Origin of the sequence: Nocardia sp. AB354, from assembly GCF_049538315.1 — a bacterium.
GTDB classification, from domain to species: Bacteria; Actinomycetota; Actinomycetes; order Mycobacteriales; family Mycobacteriaceae; genus Nocardia; species Nocardia nova.
On sequence record NZ_JBMVFU010000004.1, the window covers coordinates 305,181 to 320,132 of the forward strand.

General features: G+C 67.8%; 14 protein-coding genes. 11 read left to right on the forward strand and 3 right to left on the reverse strand.

Translation table 11 applies throughout. The features are described from left to right. The first annotated feature begins 2 nt into the window (after positions 1–2). Positions 3–503, forward strand: coding sequence for a PaaI family thioesterase (locus tag ACPCUW_RS08235; RefSeq protein ID WP_423424179.1), 501 nt, complete (start codon positions 3–5; stop codon positions 501–503). Positions 504–629: 126 nt separating this feature from the next. After that, complete coding sequence (locus ACPCUW_RS08240; protein WP_423424180.1) at positions 630–1,253, forward strand: DUF1707 domain-containing protein; 624 nt, start codon at positions 630–632, stop codon at positions 1,251–1,253. A gap of 95 nt (positions 1,254–1,348) precedes the next feature. On the opposite strand, the gene lon is transcribed toward ACPCUW_RS08240, so the two are convergent. Beyond that, positions 1,349–3,733, reverse strand: coding sequence for an endopeptidase La (lon, locus tag ACPCUW_RS08245; RefSeq protein ID WP_423424260.1), 2,385 nt, complete (start codon positions 3,731–3,733; stop codon positions 1,349–1,351). A 221-nt stretch (positions 3,734–3,954) separates the two neighbouring features. Here lon and ACPCUW_RS08250 point away from each other — a divergent pair, with 221 nt between their 5' ends. From ACPCUW_RS08250 to ACPCUW_RS08260, 3 genes are all read left to right on the forward strand, one after another. Next, on the forward strand, positions 3,955–4,794 hold the full coding sequence (locus ACPCUW_RS08250; protein WP_423424182.1) for a hypothetical protein: 840 nt from the start codon (positions 3,955–3,957) through the stop codon (positions 4,792–4,794). Then, positions 4,791–5,699: a hypothetical protein gene (locus ACPCUW_RS08255; protein ID WP_423424184.1), complete on the forward strand. Its 909-nt coding sequence runs from the start codon at positions 4,791–4,793 to the stop codon at positions 5,697–5,699. The genes ACPCUW_RS08250 and ACPCUW_RS08255 overlap by 4 nt, the downstream gene beginning before the upstream one ends. Positions 5,700–5,838: 139 nt before the next feature. Then, the gene (locus ACPCUW_RS08260; RefSeq protein WP_063014388.1) at positions 5,839–6,576 is read left to right on the forward strand and encodes a TetR/AcrR family transcriptional regulator; all 738 of its coding nucleotides are present in this window, start codon (positions 5,839–5,841) and stop codon (positions 6,574–6,576) included. A 25-nt stretch (positions 6,577–6,601) separates the two neighbouring features. Here ACPCUW_RS08260 and ACPCUW_RS08265 read toward each other — a convergent pair whose 3' ends face one another. Further along, entirely contained in the window at positions 6,602–7,651 is a 1,050-nt protein-coding gene (locus ACPCUW_RS08265) for an AurF N-oxygenase family protein (protein WP_423424261.1), read from the reverse strand. A 306-nt stretch (positions 7,652–7,957) separates the two neighbouring features. On the opposite strand from ACPCUW_RS08265, the gene ACPCUW_RS08270 reads away from it, so the two are divergent. From ACPCUW_RS08270 to ACPCUW_RS08295, 6 genes are all read left to right on the forward strand, one after another. Beyond that, the gene (locus ACPCUW_RS08270) at positions 7,958–8,962 is read left to right on the forward strand and encodes a zinc-binding dehydrogenase (RefSeq protein WP_423424186.1); all 1,005 of its coding nucleotides are present in this window, start codon (positions 7,958–7,960) and stop codon (positions 8,960–8,962) included. Between the two features lie 125 nt (positions 8,963–9,087). Then, positions 9,088–10,443, forward strand: coding sequence for a hypothetical protein (locus tag ACPCUW_RS08275; protein ID WP_063014392.1), 1,356 nt, complete (start codon positions 9,088–9,090; stop codon positions 10,441–10,443). A 53-nt stretch (positions 10,444–10,496) separates the two neighbouring features. Then, positions 10,497–11,288 (forward strand): TIGR03084 family metal-binding protein, encoded by a 792-nt coding sequence (locus tag ACPCUW_RS08280; protein ID WP_064906377.1) that lies wholly within the window; start codon positions 10,497–10,499, stop codon positions 11,286–11,288. Positions 11,289–11,641: 353 nt separating this feature from the next. Then, the gene (locus tag ACPCUW_RS08285) at positions 11,642–12,451 is read left to right on the forward strand and encodes a hypothetical protein (RefSeq protein ID WP_423424188.1); all 810 of its coding nucleotides are present in this window, start codon (positions 11,642–11,644) and stop codon (positions 12,449–12,451) included. A 225-nt stretch (positions 12,452–12,676) separates the two neighbouring features. Beyond that, positions 12,677–13,213 carry an SRPBCC family protein gene (locus ACPCUW_RS08290; RefSeq protein ID WP_423424190.1) on the forward strand — a complete coding sequence of 179 codons (537 nt, stop codon included), beginning with the start codon at positions 12,677–12,679 and terminating at the stop codon, positions 13,211–13,213. 10 nt (positions 13,214–13,223) lie between these two features. Next, positions 13,224–13,853 (forward strand): ribonuclease H family protein, encoded by a 630-nt coding sequence (locus ACPCUW_RS08295; protein WP_423424192.1) that lies wholly within the window; start codon positions 13,224–13,226, stop codon positions 13,851–13,853. Between the two features lie 188 nt (positions 13,854–14,041). Here the strand turns inward: ACPCUW_RS08295 and ACPCUW_RS08300 are convergent, their stop codons facing one another. After that, positions 14,042–14,914: a hypothetical protein gene (locus ACPCUW_RS08300; protein WP_423424194.1), complete on the reverse strand. Its 873-nt coding sequence runs from the start codon at positions 14,912–14,914 to the stop codon at positions 14,042–14,044. Positions 14,915–14,952 lie beyond the last annotated feature (38 nt).

Sequence of the window (14,952 nt, forward strand, 5' to 3'; positions counted from 1 at the left end):
CCATGAAACCTGCGACACGGACCGACAGCCCCACCGACAGTGCGGCGACGGAGAAACTGACGTTCGACCAGGCTCGCGCGGTGCTGGCCGCGCAGCCGTTCGCGCAGCACGTGGGCACCGAGATCACCGAATTCGCCGACGGGACGGCCACATTGGTGGTCGAGGTGGCTCCCGAGCACGCGCAGCAGTTCGGTTTCGTCCACGGCGGCGTGCTCGCTTATCTGGCCGATAACGCGCTCACCTTCGCCGCCGGGTCCGCTCTCGGCCCGAATGTGCTGACCGGCGGTTTCACCGTCACCTATCTGCGGCCCGCACGAGGTGGCCGGTTGCGGGCACGGGCCACGGTCACCGACGCCACCCGCCGCCAAGCGGTCACGCGGTGCGAGATCTATTGTGACAGCGAGGGTTACAGCACATTGTGTGCGGTGGCGCAGGGCACTGTGCGCGTGGTGGAGCGTGCGTTGCCCGGCAACGGTTCGCATGCCGGCGCGGATGGTGCGTAAGCGCGGCGGCAGTCCACCCGGGCAGTAGGTCCATCGCTTGCGGGCCGCTGGTATCGGCCGCCGGCGGATGTTCGGATCGACGCAACGACCGTAGGATTTCGGCATCACGACCAAGAGGATGTGCCGATGACCGAACCCCAGGACCACAGCCCGGACATCGCCCGCCACGACCCGGCGCCCGCGGTGCGTACCCGTATCACCGACCACGAACGCGCCCAGGTGGAGCGGCTGCTGCACCTGGCCCTGAACGACGGCTCCCTCGATCTCGCCGAGCTCGACCGGCGCCTGGCCACCGCTTATGCGGCGAACACCCGCGAAGAGCTCGCGGAGGTCACCGCCGATCTGCCGGTGGCGGCCGCACGCGAACCGCTGGTGCTGAGCACGGTCAGTGGGTCGCTGCGCAAGGACGGTCGGTGGATCGTGCCCGCCGAGATCACCGTCTCCGCCGCCTCCGGTTCGGTGCGCCTGGACTTCACCGAGGCGATCTGCCCGCACGCCGTCGTGGATTTGCACGTCGGAATCGCCTCCGGCAGCCTGCGATTGACGGTGCCGCACGGCTGGCAGGTGGATCTGGACCGGGTGTCCTTCGTCAGCGGGAGCGCGAAGAACCGGGTGACCGAACCACCGCTGCCCGGCTGTCCGACCCTGCGCATCGACGGATCGATCACCTCCGGCTCGATCCGCGCCCGCTACCCGAAACCGCCTCGCCGCTCCTTCTGGGCTTGGTTGCTGCGCCGCCCGCGCCGGTGACCGGCACGGCCGGAGGCAGGCCGGAACACGGCGAGAGGCCGTTCACCCGGAAAGGTGAACGGCCTCTCGACTCGTGACTGGCCGATCGTTGCGGATCAGGCGCTGGCCGCGAATGCCTCGTAGGCCGGTTCGGCGACCGGTTCGATGGCGTAGGCCAGGATGTCGGCCACGTCGGCGACGGGGCGGACGTCCAGTGCGGCGAGCACCTCGGCGGGGACCTCGTCCAGGTCCGGCTCGTTGCGGGCCGGGATGAAGACCGTCTTCAAACCGGCACGCTGGGCGGCCAGCAGCTTCTGCTTCACGCCGCCGATCGGCAGGACCCGGCCGTTCAGCGTGACCTCGCCGGTCATGCCGACGTCCGCACGGACCTGCCGGCCCAGGGCCAGCGACACCAGGGCGGTGACCATGGTGACGCCCGCGGACGGACCGTCCTTGGGCACCGCACCCGCCGGGAAGTGGATGTGGATATTGCGATCCAGCACCTTCGGTTGGATGCCGATCTCTTCCAGATGCGAGCGCACATAGGTCAGTGCGATCTGGGCGGATTCCTTCATGACGTCGCCCAGCTGGCCGGTCAGGGTCAGTGAGCGTTCGCCCTCGGCGGCATTGGCCTCGATGTAGAGGACGTCGCCACCGGCACCCGTGACGGCCAGGCCGGTCGCCACACCGGGGACCGAGGTACGTTCCACCGAATCGGGGGTGAAGCGCGGACGGCCCAGGTAGTCCTTCAGATCGCCCAGAGCGATCACCAGCGGCTCGGAAACTGCTGCCACACCGGGCTTTTCACCGTAACCGAGGCCAGGCTCGTAGCCCAGGTCGATCACCGTGGCGTCCGAATCGCCGTCCGCCGCACCGGTCTCCGCACCGAACTCGTCCTGCGACAGCCGGGTCGCCGCCTTGCGCAACGCCTTCGCGAGCAGCCGCTCCAGCTGACGCACACCGGCTTCCCGGGTGTAGTTGGCGGCGATCTCCCGCAGCGCCTCGTCGGTGAACGACACCTCCTCGGCGGTCAGCGCATTCCGTTCCAGCTGCCGGGGCACCAGGAAGTCGCGGGCGATGGCCACCTTGTCGTCCTCGGTGTACCCGTCGACGGTGATCAGTTCCATGCGGTCCAACAGCGGGCCGGGAATGGTCTCCATGACATTCGCGGTCGCGATGAACAGCACATCGGACAGATCCAGGTCCAGATCCAGGTAGTGGTCGCGGAAGGTGTGGTTCTGCGCCGGATCCAGCACCTCGAGCAGCGCGGCCGCCGGATCACCCCGGAAGTCCGAGCCGACCTTGTCGATCTCGTCCAGCAGGACAACGGGATTCATCGAACCCGCCTCCTTGATGGCACGCACGATCCGGCCGGGCAGGGCACCGACGTAGGTCCGCCGGTGACCGCGGATCTCGGCCTCGTCGCGCACACCGCCCAGGGCGACGCGCACGAACTTGCGGCCCAGGGCCCGCGCCACGCTCTCTCCGAGCGAGGTCTTACCGACACCGGGAGGGCCGGCCAGCACCATCACGGCGCCGGAGCCACGACCGCCGACGACCTCCAGACCACGCGCGGCCCGGCGGGCGCGCACGGCCAGGTATTCGACCATGCGGTCCTTGACCTCTTCCAGCCCGTGGTGATCGGCGTCCAGCACCGCGCGAGCAGCCGAAACATCGGTGCTGTCGGTGGTTTTCACCGACCACGGCAGATCCAGGACGGTATCCAGCCAGGTGCGGATCCAGCCCGATTCCGGACTCTGATCGCTGCTGCGCTCGAGCCGGTCGACCTCGCGCAGCGCAGCCTCGCGCACGTTGTCGGGCAGCTCGGCGGTCTCCACCCGGGTGCGGTAGTCGTCCGCGCCGTCGGGCTCGCCTTCGCCCAGTTCCTTGCGGATCGCGTTGAGCTGCTGGCGCAGCAGGAATTCCCGCTGCGACTTCTCGACGCCCTCGCGCACATCCTCACTGATCTTCTCGGTGACCTCGACCTCGGCGATGTGGTCCTTGGTCCACCCGATCAACCGAATCAGGCGCTCGGCGACATCGGGAGTGTCGAGCAGTTCACGCTTCTGCTCATCGGTCAGATACGGCGCGTAGCCGGCGGTATCGGCCAGGGCCGACGGGTCGGTCAGCCGGTTGACCACATCGATGACCTGCCAGGCCTCGCGACGCTGCAGGACCGAGACGACCAGCTGCTTGTATTCGGCGGCCAGCTCCTTCGTGTGCGCATCGGGTGCGGGTGTGTCGACCGGTTCGGCCTCCACCCACAGCGCGGCGCCCGGACCGGTGACGCCGTGTCCGATCTTCGCCCGCTGCTCGGCCTTCAACACCGCGGCAGCGGCGCCGCCGCGCATGCGGCCGACCTGTTCGATGGTCGCGATCACACCGTAGGCGGCATAGCCCTCGTTCAGACGCGGTGCGAGCAACACGAAATCCGACTTCGCGGCCCGTGCGGCGTCGATGGCGGCCTGTGCCGATTCGTCGAGCTCGATGGGGACGACCATGCCCGGCAACACGACCGGATCGGTCAGAAACAGCACCGGCAGACGCTGCGGAGTACTCACAGATTCAGCCCCTTCCAAAGCATGCCCCGGATCCTGTGTTTCTTCGCCTCCAGGGTTGAGCGCTACCTACTCAACTACATGGTGTGCCGAGTTGTTCCAACCCCCTGTTCACCGGCAGCGAACGACGTATGACCGGCGGCTACGCAACTCGTAAGAGAGTGATGCGAGAACTGTCTCACTATGTTAAACAGGTCACCTACGGCAAGGAGGCGGTTGTGGAGCGTCCGTATCGGCTCGTGATCTGGGGGCCCGGGGACATGGGTGGGCGAGCGCTGCGGACCGCGCTCGAATCGCCGGACTTCGAGGTGGTCGGGGTCAAGGTGTTCAGTCCGCACAAGCACGGCCGGGATATCGGCGAACTGGCCGGGCTGGCGGCGGTGGGGGTCGCGGCGACGACCTCGAAGGACGAAATCCTCGCCTTGAACGCCGATTGCGTCGTCCATACCCCGACCACGCCCGCGCTGATCCAGGGCGCCGACGCGGACGTCGTCGATCTGCTGGAATCCGGCAAGAACGTCGTCTCCGCGGCGAGTTATCACAATCCGTCGATGCCGACCTGGCTCTCCGCCTCGCGGAGTCCGCTGTCGGTCCTGCTGGAACGCCACATCTCTCCGGTGCCCGCGCGGGAGCGAGTGCGAGCGGGCGGAACCGTGATCGAACCCGGCAGCGTCGGCGCGATCCACATGACCTATCGCGGCTACCTCGGCGACCGCCTGTTCATGACGAATTCCGAATGCTGGCACGTCGGTGGCGGCAATGCGCATCTGGGACCGGACCATCCGCGCAGCCGCTCCGGCGGCCATGTGATCACCCTCGACGGCACCCCGTCCCGCATCGAAATGCGCAACGAGATGGACGACGAGGCCCACAGCGCCGACTGGTCCGCGGTGACCGACATCTCGGTGCGCGCGATGCTGAGCACGATCCCCGAATTATGTTCCGCACCACCGGGAGTGGTGATGCCCGACCTGGATCCGCGCTATCGGCTGGAGACCGTATGAGCACCCCGATCATCCCCGTCGCGGTGCTGGGCACCGGGGCCCTCTCCGACCTGCTCGCCGCCCGCATCGACGCACGCTCCGATCTGCGATCGGCCGGGCGGATCACGGCGGCGCAGCCCGCACCGACGGAAACCGAGTGCGTGGTCTACGTGCCGACCGTGGACGAAACCGGTGAGAATCCGAGCACGAAGGTGCTGCGCTTGCTGGCGGACGGCCTGGATGTCGTCTCGGCCCTTCCCGTCGACGGGCTCGCCGAGATTCGGGACGCCGCCCGGCGTGGAGGTTCGACATTCCATGCGACGGGGGGCTTTCCGACCCAGCTCGCCGCCCGGATCACCCGCGCACTGGCCGAGGTCACCCGCGATATCCGCCGCGTGGAACTCGAGGAGGAGCTCGCACTTCCCGAATGCGGCATTCATCCCTGGAACAGCCTGGAAGACACCGGCATCGGCACGTCCACCGCCGCGCGGGCGGAGGCGGCCGCCGCGGCCGTGAGCGGCTACTACGGAGCCGGACTGCGGGTGCTCGAGGAAGCGGTCTTCGGTGAGCGGTCCGAACCGGAGGCCACGCTGTCGATCGAAGTCGTCACCACGGACACCGGAATCGTCGACACGGTGATCATCGAACGCGAACTCGGCTCACGACTGAGCTACCGGTCGACCTGGACCGCCCGCGCGAAAGACACAGCGCCTCTGCGATATCGGCTTACCACGGCTACCGACACCGCGCGCGGCACGGCGACGGTCGAATTCCACGACACCGCCGGAACCCATCCTGCGGACCATGTCACCGCGGTGGCGGTTCTCGACGCGATCCGCCCGATCCACGAGAGCGCACCCGGCGTCGCCTACCGCGACCCGTCGATCACCCATCTGAAACCCGACCCTCGGCTGACGCTGCACTGATCGTGCAAACCTCGCCGGTTTGGGCGGTTTTCTCGCATTTCTGTCGAGGTTTGCACGGAAAGTTCACCTCGTCCCCGCACCCGGACCGGACGCAACCGAAGCTCATTCGCGCGGGAGTCGGTGATTTAAACTCGACCGCGTGGCGATTCCCTCCCCGTCCGAACCGGCCCCGATCGGGGGCCGGCAGGCGCGGTGGCAAACGCACAACGACCGGCGGCGGAGCCGGATCGTCGGGGCGTTGATCGAGCTGCTGGAGGAGTCCGGCGGGGGCGCCGAGATCTCGATGCAGCAGATCGCCGCGCGGGCGGGGCTGGCCAAATCGGTGGTCTACCGGCAGTTTTCGGGGCGGGACGAACTCGATCGGCGGGCTCGGACCGCGATCAGTGAGCAGTTCATCGATACCGTCGACGCGGCGCTGGATATCTGGGACGGATCCATCCATCGAATCCTGCACCGCACGATCGCCGCGGTCGCGGACTGGCTCACCGAGCACCCCCGGCTGTACGACTTCGCGCGCGGCGGGCCGGCGATGGGGGATCCCGACGATGTGGACGCGCTCAGCAGCATCAAGGCCACCATCGCGGCTCGGACCCGGCTGCTGGTGTCGAGCCTGGCGGGGGTGATCGGCGTGGTCGACGAGGCCACGGCCGACACGATGACCTTCGCCATCGTGTCGATGACCGAGGCGACCGTCAGCCGGTGGGCACGCGATCCCAGCCCGCTGCTGAGTCGCGAACAGCTGATATCCGAGGTCGCCGGCTACGCCTGGAGCGTGCTCGACGGCGCGGCGCGCGCCCACGGATTGACCCTGGATCCCGAACTGCCACTGATCGAACTGATCAACGCGCTGGCCGAGGGAGCCGACGACACCCCGTGAGCAGGCGCCGCCGGGTCCCGGCAGGTCAGGCCGCCAACCAGCCGACGAGGGAGCCGACCACAGGCAACCTGTCCGCCATCGCGGCCGCCGCGTTGCGCCGCTCGGGCTCCCCGCGATACCGCGACGGTTCGCCGTCGACGTGCAACAGCGACCACAGCTTGCGGGTCACCGGATTCATCAACCCCAGCTCGTCGGCGAGTTTGCGCATATCGCCGAAGTAGCCGGACAGGATCCGCCGTGCGTGCGGGGCATCCCAGAACGCCTCCCGGATGACCTCGCGCGGAATGTCGAATTCCTTCGCGAACGAGCGCGGGGGCGCCATGATCTCACCGGCCAGCCAGCGCATCGTGATCGGAAATGCCAAGGCGCACATGGCTTTACCGAACGGGCTCATCCGCTCGATATGCGCCTTCAGGAACTCGCCGGCGAAGGAGATGTGCCGGGCCTCCTCGGCGATGTGGATCTGCATGGTGCGCAGCACCGCGGGGGGCATCGCCTCGCCCTCCCGGATGATCGCCTTCTGATAGTGGTCGATCGGCTCCTCACCACCGAGAATGCCGATGAACAGGATGGCGTGCGCGTAGCCGCCGGCCACGCCGATGAAGGGCGACAGCGCGCGGAACAGCGGGCGCATCCCCGGGACGTCCACGCCGATCCGGTTGATCAGCTCCTGGAACATCTGGATGTGATTGCACTCTTCGGTCATCTCGTGCAGGCAGTAGCGAAACTCCGGAGATCCGTTGGGGAGCTTCATGATGTACTGCATCATGCCGCGGATGAGAATGCTCTCGAAGGCGGCGCCGACCTTGATCACGTTGGCCGTGCGCCACTTTCCGATCTCGATCCTGCGCTCCAGCGGCAACGACCTGTACCAGTCGGTTCCGCCGAGCGGGTCGAGCTCCGGCGAGAGCACCCATCTCGGATCGTCGGGATCGATCGCCAACTCCGGTGAATCCCAATCGATATCGAGATAGGGGTCGAAATTGCGATGGACGGATCCCTCGGACAGGATCGCCAGCATTTCTCGGTAGTCCGGGCCGAATATGTCGGTACGAACGGATTTCGACAGCATCATCGATGTCTCCTGTGCTCTGCGGGACCCCCGCACCCGTTCGGCCCGGCGAGCGGGCTTCGCAGTGTGGCTCATCGGGCCTCCTAGCTCCCATCCGCCGAGGCGCGGCCCCGGCGGCGGTCGACACCCAGCAGGTGTGGTCCTTCGAGGATATATGGGACTCGCAGTCCCACACAATCCCCGAACCCCGGAGAGTCGCCCGGGCGTCCGCAGCCCTGCCATACGCAACTCCGAACGGAACCGCGATGACGGTGCGATACTCGACCGGGCCCGCGGGTCCGCCCGCCCGATCCAGAGGAGTAGCCCGACATGCTGGCCGCACGCCTTCACCTGGGACCACAGCGCCGACTGGAACTGGATGACGTGCCGACGCCGGAGCCGGGCCCCGACCACGTCCTGGTCAAGGTCGAAGCGGCAGGGGTCTGCCTGTCCGATGTCCATCTCATCGACGGGACGCTGACCCCGGTGATGCTCTCCGGTGACGTGGTGACACTCGGCCACGAGGTCGCGGGGACCGTCCACGCCCTCGGGCCGGCTGTGACGGGCGCGAAGGTCGGAGATCGGGTGCTGCTGCAGGCCGGCGAACGACGCGGCGGCGCGGTGTTCACCCGCGGAGTCGACTACGACGGCGGGTGGGCGGAATACACCCTGGCCCGGGTCGACACCCTCGTACCTATTCCCGACGATCTGCCCTTCGAGCAGGCCTGCTTCATCCCCGACGCGGTCTCCACGCCGTGGGCCGCGATCACGGCGACCGCCCAGGTACGGCCCGCCGAGCCGGTCGGCGTCTGGGGTGTGGGCGGCCTCGGCGCCCACGGGGTGCAATTGCTGCGCATGGTCGGTGCGGCGCCGATCGTGGCGGTGGATCCGCTGCCGGCGGCACGAGAACGGGCGCTCAGTTTCGGTGCGGATCTGGCCTTCGATCCGGCCGATCCCGAACTGCGAGCACAGATTTTCGCCGCGACCGGGGGCGCCGGCTTGGCGGCCGCCTTCGATTTCGCCGGCGTGGCGGCGGTGCGCGAACAGGCCGTCACCTGCCTGGGACCGGGTGGGCGACTGGTTCTGGTCGGCCTGACCGACAAGCCGATCACGATCACCGGGGGCATCGGTTTCAGCTTCTTCCAGCAGCAATTGCGTGGACACTACGGCTCGCAGCCCGAACACGTCACCGAACTGGTGACGCTGCGGCGGCTGCATCGTCTCGATCTCGCCCGCTCGGTCAGCGCGGTGCTGCCGCTCTCGCAAGCACCGGACGCGGTGCGGGCGCTGGAAACCAAACAGGGCAATCCGATTCGACTCGTCCTGCGCCCCTGAACGGGGTGCGTTTGCCCCGCCGACCAGGGCAAGTGCCGCCCCGCCGCATTGACACCGTCTGGCCCCGGTGAGAATGTGGGGACCCAGTCAACTCGCAAGTCCGCACGGCGCAAGGGGGATCCACGATGGCGGTAGTCGCCGGCGGTGTGTTCATCGACTGGGAACAACTGACCGGACAGTCCAAATTCGTCGTGGACCTGATCACCTTCCCGATCTTCAGCGCGGTGGCCGGCTGGCTCACCAACTGGACCGGCGTGCTGATGTTGTTCTGGCCGTTGCAATTTCGCGGCGTCCGGATTCCGGGACTGAAGGTGCTGTACCCCTATTTCCCACGCCGGGTGCAGGTGCTGCCGACGTTTTCCGGCGACGGTAGACAACTCGGTTTCCAAGGCTTCATCCCCGCTCGCGCGGAGAAGATGGCCAGCATCTGCGTGGATATGGCAATCATGCGGATCGGCAGCCCGCGCGATTTCATCCACGAACTCGATCTGGAAGGTATCGCCGACTACATCGCCGACCGCGCGCACGAACAGTTGCAGCAGATCGTCGACGATGTGATGTACCGCGAGAATCCGGAACTGTGGCGAGCCGTACCCCGCCCGGCGAAACAGATTCTCTACCAGCGCATCGACCGCGAACTGCCGAAACTGTGCCGGCGCGGATTCGAGCAACTCGGTGACAATGTCGACCACCTCATCGACATCAAGAGTTTCGTCATCCGCTATCTGCAGGCCAATCCGGAGATCCTCAAGGATCTGACCACCACGATCGCCGCGCCGGAGCTGCGGTTCATGGTGCGGATCGGCCTGCTCGGCGCCCCGTTCGGCGTCCTGCTGGCGCTGTACATGCATGTCCACTCCGACATTCCGGTGATCGGCTGGCTCCCGGGATGGCTGGTGGTACTGGCCGCGGCCGCCACCATCGGCGTGCTGGTGAACATGATCGCCATCAAGATGGTGTTCGAGCCCGGCGATCCACAGCCGCGCTACAAATACCTCTGGCGGCAGGCACTGCTGGCCAAGCGGCAACCGCAGGCCGCCGACGACCTCGCCCAGATTCTGGCCTATCAGGTGCTGACCCTGCCGAATCTGGCGGCGGAACTGCTGGACGGACCCAACGGGGACAAGACCCGTCAGCTCGTGGAGCATCTGATCGCCGACGAGATCCGCGCCCAGCTGGGACCCACGCGCTCGGTCGTGCGCGCCGCCTTCGGTGCGCGGCAGTTCGACAACCTGCAGGTCGGCGCCGCCGGGGCCGCGGTGAGCCTGGCGCCGAGCCTGGTGCAGGACGAGGCCTTCGCCTTGGACCAGGCCAAGAAGATCGACGAATTCGCGGCGCGGAAGCTCAAGCAGCTCACGCCCGGTGAGTTCATGGAGATGTTCTACGCCTCGGTCGAACAGGACGCCTGGCTGCTCTATCTGCACGGCGCGGCACTGGGCCTGCTAGTGGGCGGCGTGCACCTGCTGATCTTCGGCTGGTGACAAACAAGCACGCATGCTTGCATTTTTTTCGGGGCGTTGCCATGCTTTCGGTCATGGCTGATCTAGAGGCGCTGCTCGACGACTTCGAGGCCGAATGCGCGGACCTGGACCGGCTGGTCGCGCCACTGGATCCGGCCGGCTGGGCGCGGGAGACACCGGCCCCAGGATGGACCATCGCCCATCAGATCGCCCATCTGACCTGGACCGACGAGGTGTCGACGATCGCGGCGACCGATGCCGAGGCGTTCGCCGAGTTGCTGCGCGAGGCGACCGCGAAGATCGCGACCTTCGTCGACGACGCGGCCGCCGAGGTGGCGACCACACCGGCGCCCGAACTGCTCGCGCGGTGGCGGCGGGGTCGGGCCGGTCTGGCCAAGGCGCTGCGCGCGGTGCCCGCGGGCACGAAGTTGCCCTGGTTCGGACCGCCGATGAGCCCGATGTCGATGGTGAGCGCGCGGTTGATGGAGACCTGGGCCCATGGTCAGGACGTCGCCGATGCGCTGGGCGCGGTGCGGACCCCGACGGCGCGCCTGCGCAATATCGCGCATATCGGCGTCCGGACCCGCGATTTCGCCTATACCGTGCACGGCCGCCAGGCCCCCGCGGAACCGTTCCGAGTCGAGCTCACGGCACCGGACGGGTCGATCTGGAGCTGGGGTCCCGAGGATGCCGCGCAACGAGTGAATGGTTCGGCATTGGACTTCTGCCTGCTGGTGACGCAGCGCCGGCATCGCGACGATCTGCCGTTGACGGCGACGGGAACCGACGCCGCGCAGTGGCTGACGATCGCACAGGCCTTCGCCGGGCCCCCGGGATCGGGGCGCGAGGCCGGCCAATTCGCCTGAAAAGTTCCGGTTCGAGCGGGCGAGCGCCGACTCAGGTTGCGACGTGCTTGTGGCCGACCGGACGCCGTTGGCCGGAGGACTTCGAGATCGCAGCTCGAAGTTGACGCTCGCCAGCTTTCTCGGGTTACCCGGCGTCGATCCGGCGCAAACCTTCGCACCGCTCGGTGGCCGGCGGCGTACCGGCACCGAGCGAATGGTGAACAGCGGTTTTCACGCCGCTACGCCCGCTGTTGTGATCTTGACCGCAGGCCTCGGAATCCCTTGCGCCAGGCAGTAACCTGGACGTGCGTACGACTTTCAACGGTGCGGGTCGGCCACGAGGGGAACCAGGGGAGAGGGAAGGACGCACCGCTATGGCTCAGTCCGCGCAGTCCCGGTCCACCGGCCAAATTCTGCAATACACCGCTGTCGTGCTCGCCGGAATGGCGAGTATCGGCCTGACCGTCGCCGCCGGAACCTATGTCGTCAACCAGATCGGCGGCACGGGCCTACCGGCCGTCATCGGCTCCGGCGAGCGAGGCGACACGCTCGTCCCGGCGCCCGACACCCGCCAATCCGACACGTCGTCGAACACCGGCGCGGCCACCACCGGTTCGTGGGAGGCGGCCGCAGCCTCACGCCGCCTGCCCGCCTTCGCGGCCGACGCCGCGGCGACGCCTGCACGTCTCGTGCCCGAATCGGCGGACCGCTCACCGAATACCGAAACATCCTCGGCGACAACCGGTCCCGGCGGCGTCGGGGGCCGCCTGAACCTCACCGGCGAAACCTACGTCGGGGCGAATCTGTCCAGGACACAACAGCATTCGTTCGCCGTCACCGTCGACACGAATGTGCCGTCGGCACTGGGCGCGAACGGCTCCCCGGATCAGCGGCCGGGCGCCGCGCCGAATGCGGTGACCGAATTCCGTACCGACGTCGACGTGCACAGTGGTGAGTTCAGCGTCGCGATGAGCGATCCGCCCCTGGGCCGCCACGACGTTCAGGTCCAGCGGCACGCGCGGCCGGCTCCAATGCCGTCGCACCATCCACAGCAGATTCCCGCGGACCCGGCAGGCACCGATTCGACGGAACCGACGGTGGGCCCGGCGACCACGGCGGCAGCCGGTTCACCCACCGCGGCAGCCGGGTTGACCACAGCGCCACCGGATTCCACGCTGGCATAGCGTTTCGACACCCTCCCGGCCGGGTACCGTCAAGGTGCCTGGCCGGTTGTCGTCTGTGCCCGCTCCCGTCGAGCACACTCGAAACGTACTGGTCGTTTGCCGCATTTGTCCTTGTCAGCGGTTATCCGCCACTCGACGTGCGGAGCGCACGTTATTCCCCGGTAACCGTTTAATAAAAAGGAATTCTGTAGTACTTTTGTGGCAAGCGTGGAACAGGGAGGGCCTATGGGCCACATCAGGTACGCGAGCGACGTCGGGGCTCCGGTGGAGGTCGCATTCACGTACACCGACAACCATCTGTTCGTCCCGGATTGGATGTTCGGCATCGCAGCGTTCGAACCCGTCGGCGAGGCCGGCCACGGACCGGGTGCGGTCTACGCGGCGACGTTCCGGCTCGGGCTGTGGCATCCCACGGTCGACTGTGAGATCACCGAATACCGCCGCAACGCGGTCATCGGGTACACCCTGCGCAGGCGCCAGCCGGGGAAGGTGGCGCCTGCGCAGGACCCCGCCGCGTCGTCGCAGGACCTCGAACCCGCACCCGCGCTCGCCACACTGACGCTGCGATTCGATCCGCTCGGCTACGGCCGGTCGGTGCTGACCTCGGAGGCCGACTATTCGCCGGCGCGCGGCTGGCTGGCCCGTCCGGCCGCCAAGGCCATCGATGCGCTGGCCCAGGCGGCGGTGCGGCGCAGCGAAACGCAATTGCGCAGGGAAATCGAAGAATTCCACGGCACGGATCTTGTCGGCCGGATTGCGTAGGGTACCGGTCATGATCATCGTGAGCACCGACGGATCCTGCCTGCGCAATCCCGGCGGCGCCATCGGCTGGGCGTGGGTCAATCATCAGGGCAGTTCGGCCAGCGCCGGCGCGGCCTCCGGCACCAACCAGGTGGCGGAGCTACGCGCGGTTCTGGAGGCGATTCGGGCGCATCCCGGTCCCGAACCGCTGTTCATCGAGAGCGATTCGCTGTACGCGATCAAATGCGCGTCGGAATGGCTACCGAGCTGGCGGCTCAACGGCTGGCGCACCGCCACCGGCAGCGCGGTGAAGAATGTGGAGCTCGTCCAGTGGATCGATCACGCGATCGCCACTCGTCCGGGGCCGGTGCGGTTCCGCTGGGTGCGCGGGCACGTGGGCAACTACTACAACGAACAGGCCGACAAGCTCGCCGGTGAGGCCGCCCGCGCCGCCGCGGGCCGGGCCGATGCGACGCCGAACGGTATCGACGATCTCCCGCCGTTGCCGACCGCGGTGCGGCCCCCCGCCGCAGTCACCGAGACGATGTCCGACACCGCCGCGACGACGCCGCTGACGGTCGTCGTCACCGACAAGCCGGCGTCCCGGCCCAACCGCGGCCGCGCGACAGCCGAAACCGCGGACGCCCTCACCCTTTTCTGACCGGGCACGCGTCAGACCACCTGAATGGCTTCCGGCGGTGGTGGGTCGGCCCACCGCCGGAGGCGCCCGGTTGCTGCACCTCGGCCGCCCGAACCCTGCCGGTTCCACCACCCGAGTTACCCCGGACGCGTTCCGGCCCCGCGACGGAAACTGTCGCGGGGCCGGAAAGTGTTGTGTTGTAACCGGATTCAGTTACCCGGCTGCGGAGCCGGTGCGGGCTGCGCCCCGCCGTTGGCCTGCGGGCTGGTACCCGGGGCCGCCTGCGGCGCACCCGGAGCCGGACCGGACGGGCCCATTCCCTTGGTGACCGGCGAGTCGAACTTCGCGACCAGCCACTTACCGTCATGCTTCTCCATCTGGGCGACGCCCGGGATGGTCAGCTTGTCCGGCTGCGGGACGGCCTGGTTGGTCTGCTCCTGGGTGATCACCAGCACCACGTTGGCCTGGCTGTCGTTGCCGGACTCCCACGCGCAGTGGATCTCGTCGAGCTTCGACTTGGCCTGCACGCTGACCATGGCCTGCTTCAGCGTGTCCGAGGCGCCGCTGAAGAACTTGCCCCACTCACCCGTCGAGAGGTCGTTGACGCTCTTGAAGTAGGCGTCGAGATCCTTCGAGTCGTAGCTGGCCACGGCCCTGCCGAAATCGCACGCCGCCTTGGTCGAGTCATCGCGTGCGGAGAGCTGATCCTCGCGATTGTCGGCCTTCAGATAGAAGACCACCACCGCGGTGACCGCGGCCACCAGCAGCACACCGGCGGCGAAGGCCGCGACAATCGGAACCCACGGAGTGCTCTTCCCGGAGGAAGGGGCGCTCGCCGGCGCCGGGGCCGCCGACTCGACGGCCGGCGCATCGGCCGAGGTCGGGCCCGCGGTCCGGAGCTTCACCGTTTCGTCCGTGTCGGCGGCCTTCGCGGTATCGGCACCCTTGGCGGCAGCAACCGACGAGTCCGACTCGAACTTGACCGTTGCGTCCGCGGCGGTGCTGTCTTGCGCCGCGTCGACCTTCTCGGTCGACTCGGCATCGTTGTTCGCCTTGTCCTTGGCGGTGTCGTCATCGGACATGAATCGATCTGTCACCTTCCCGGCATGTGGAAACCACG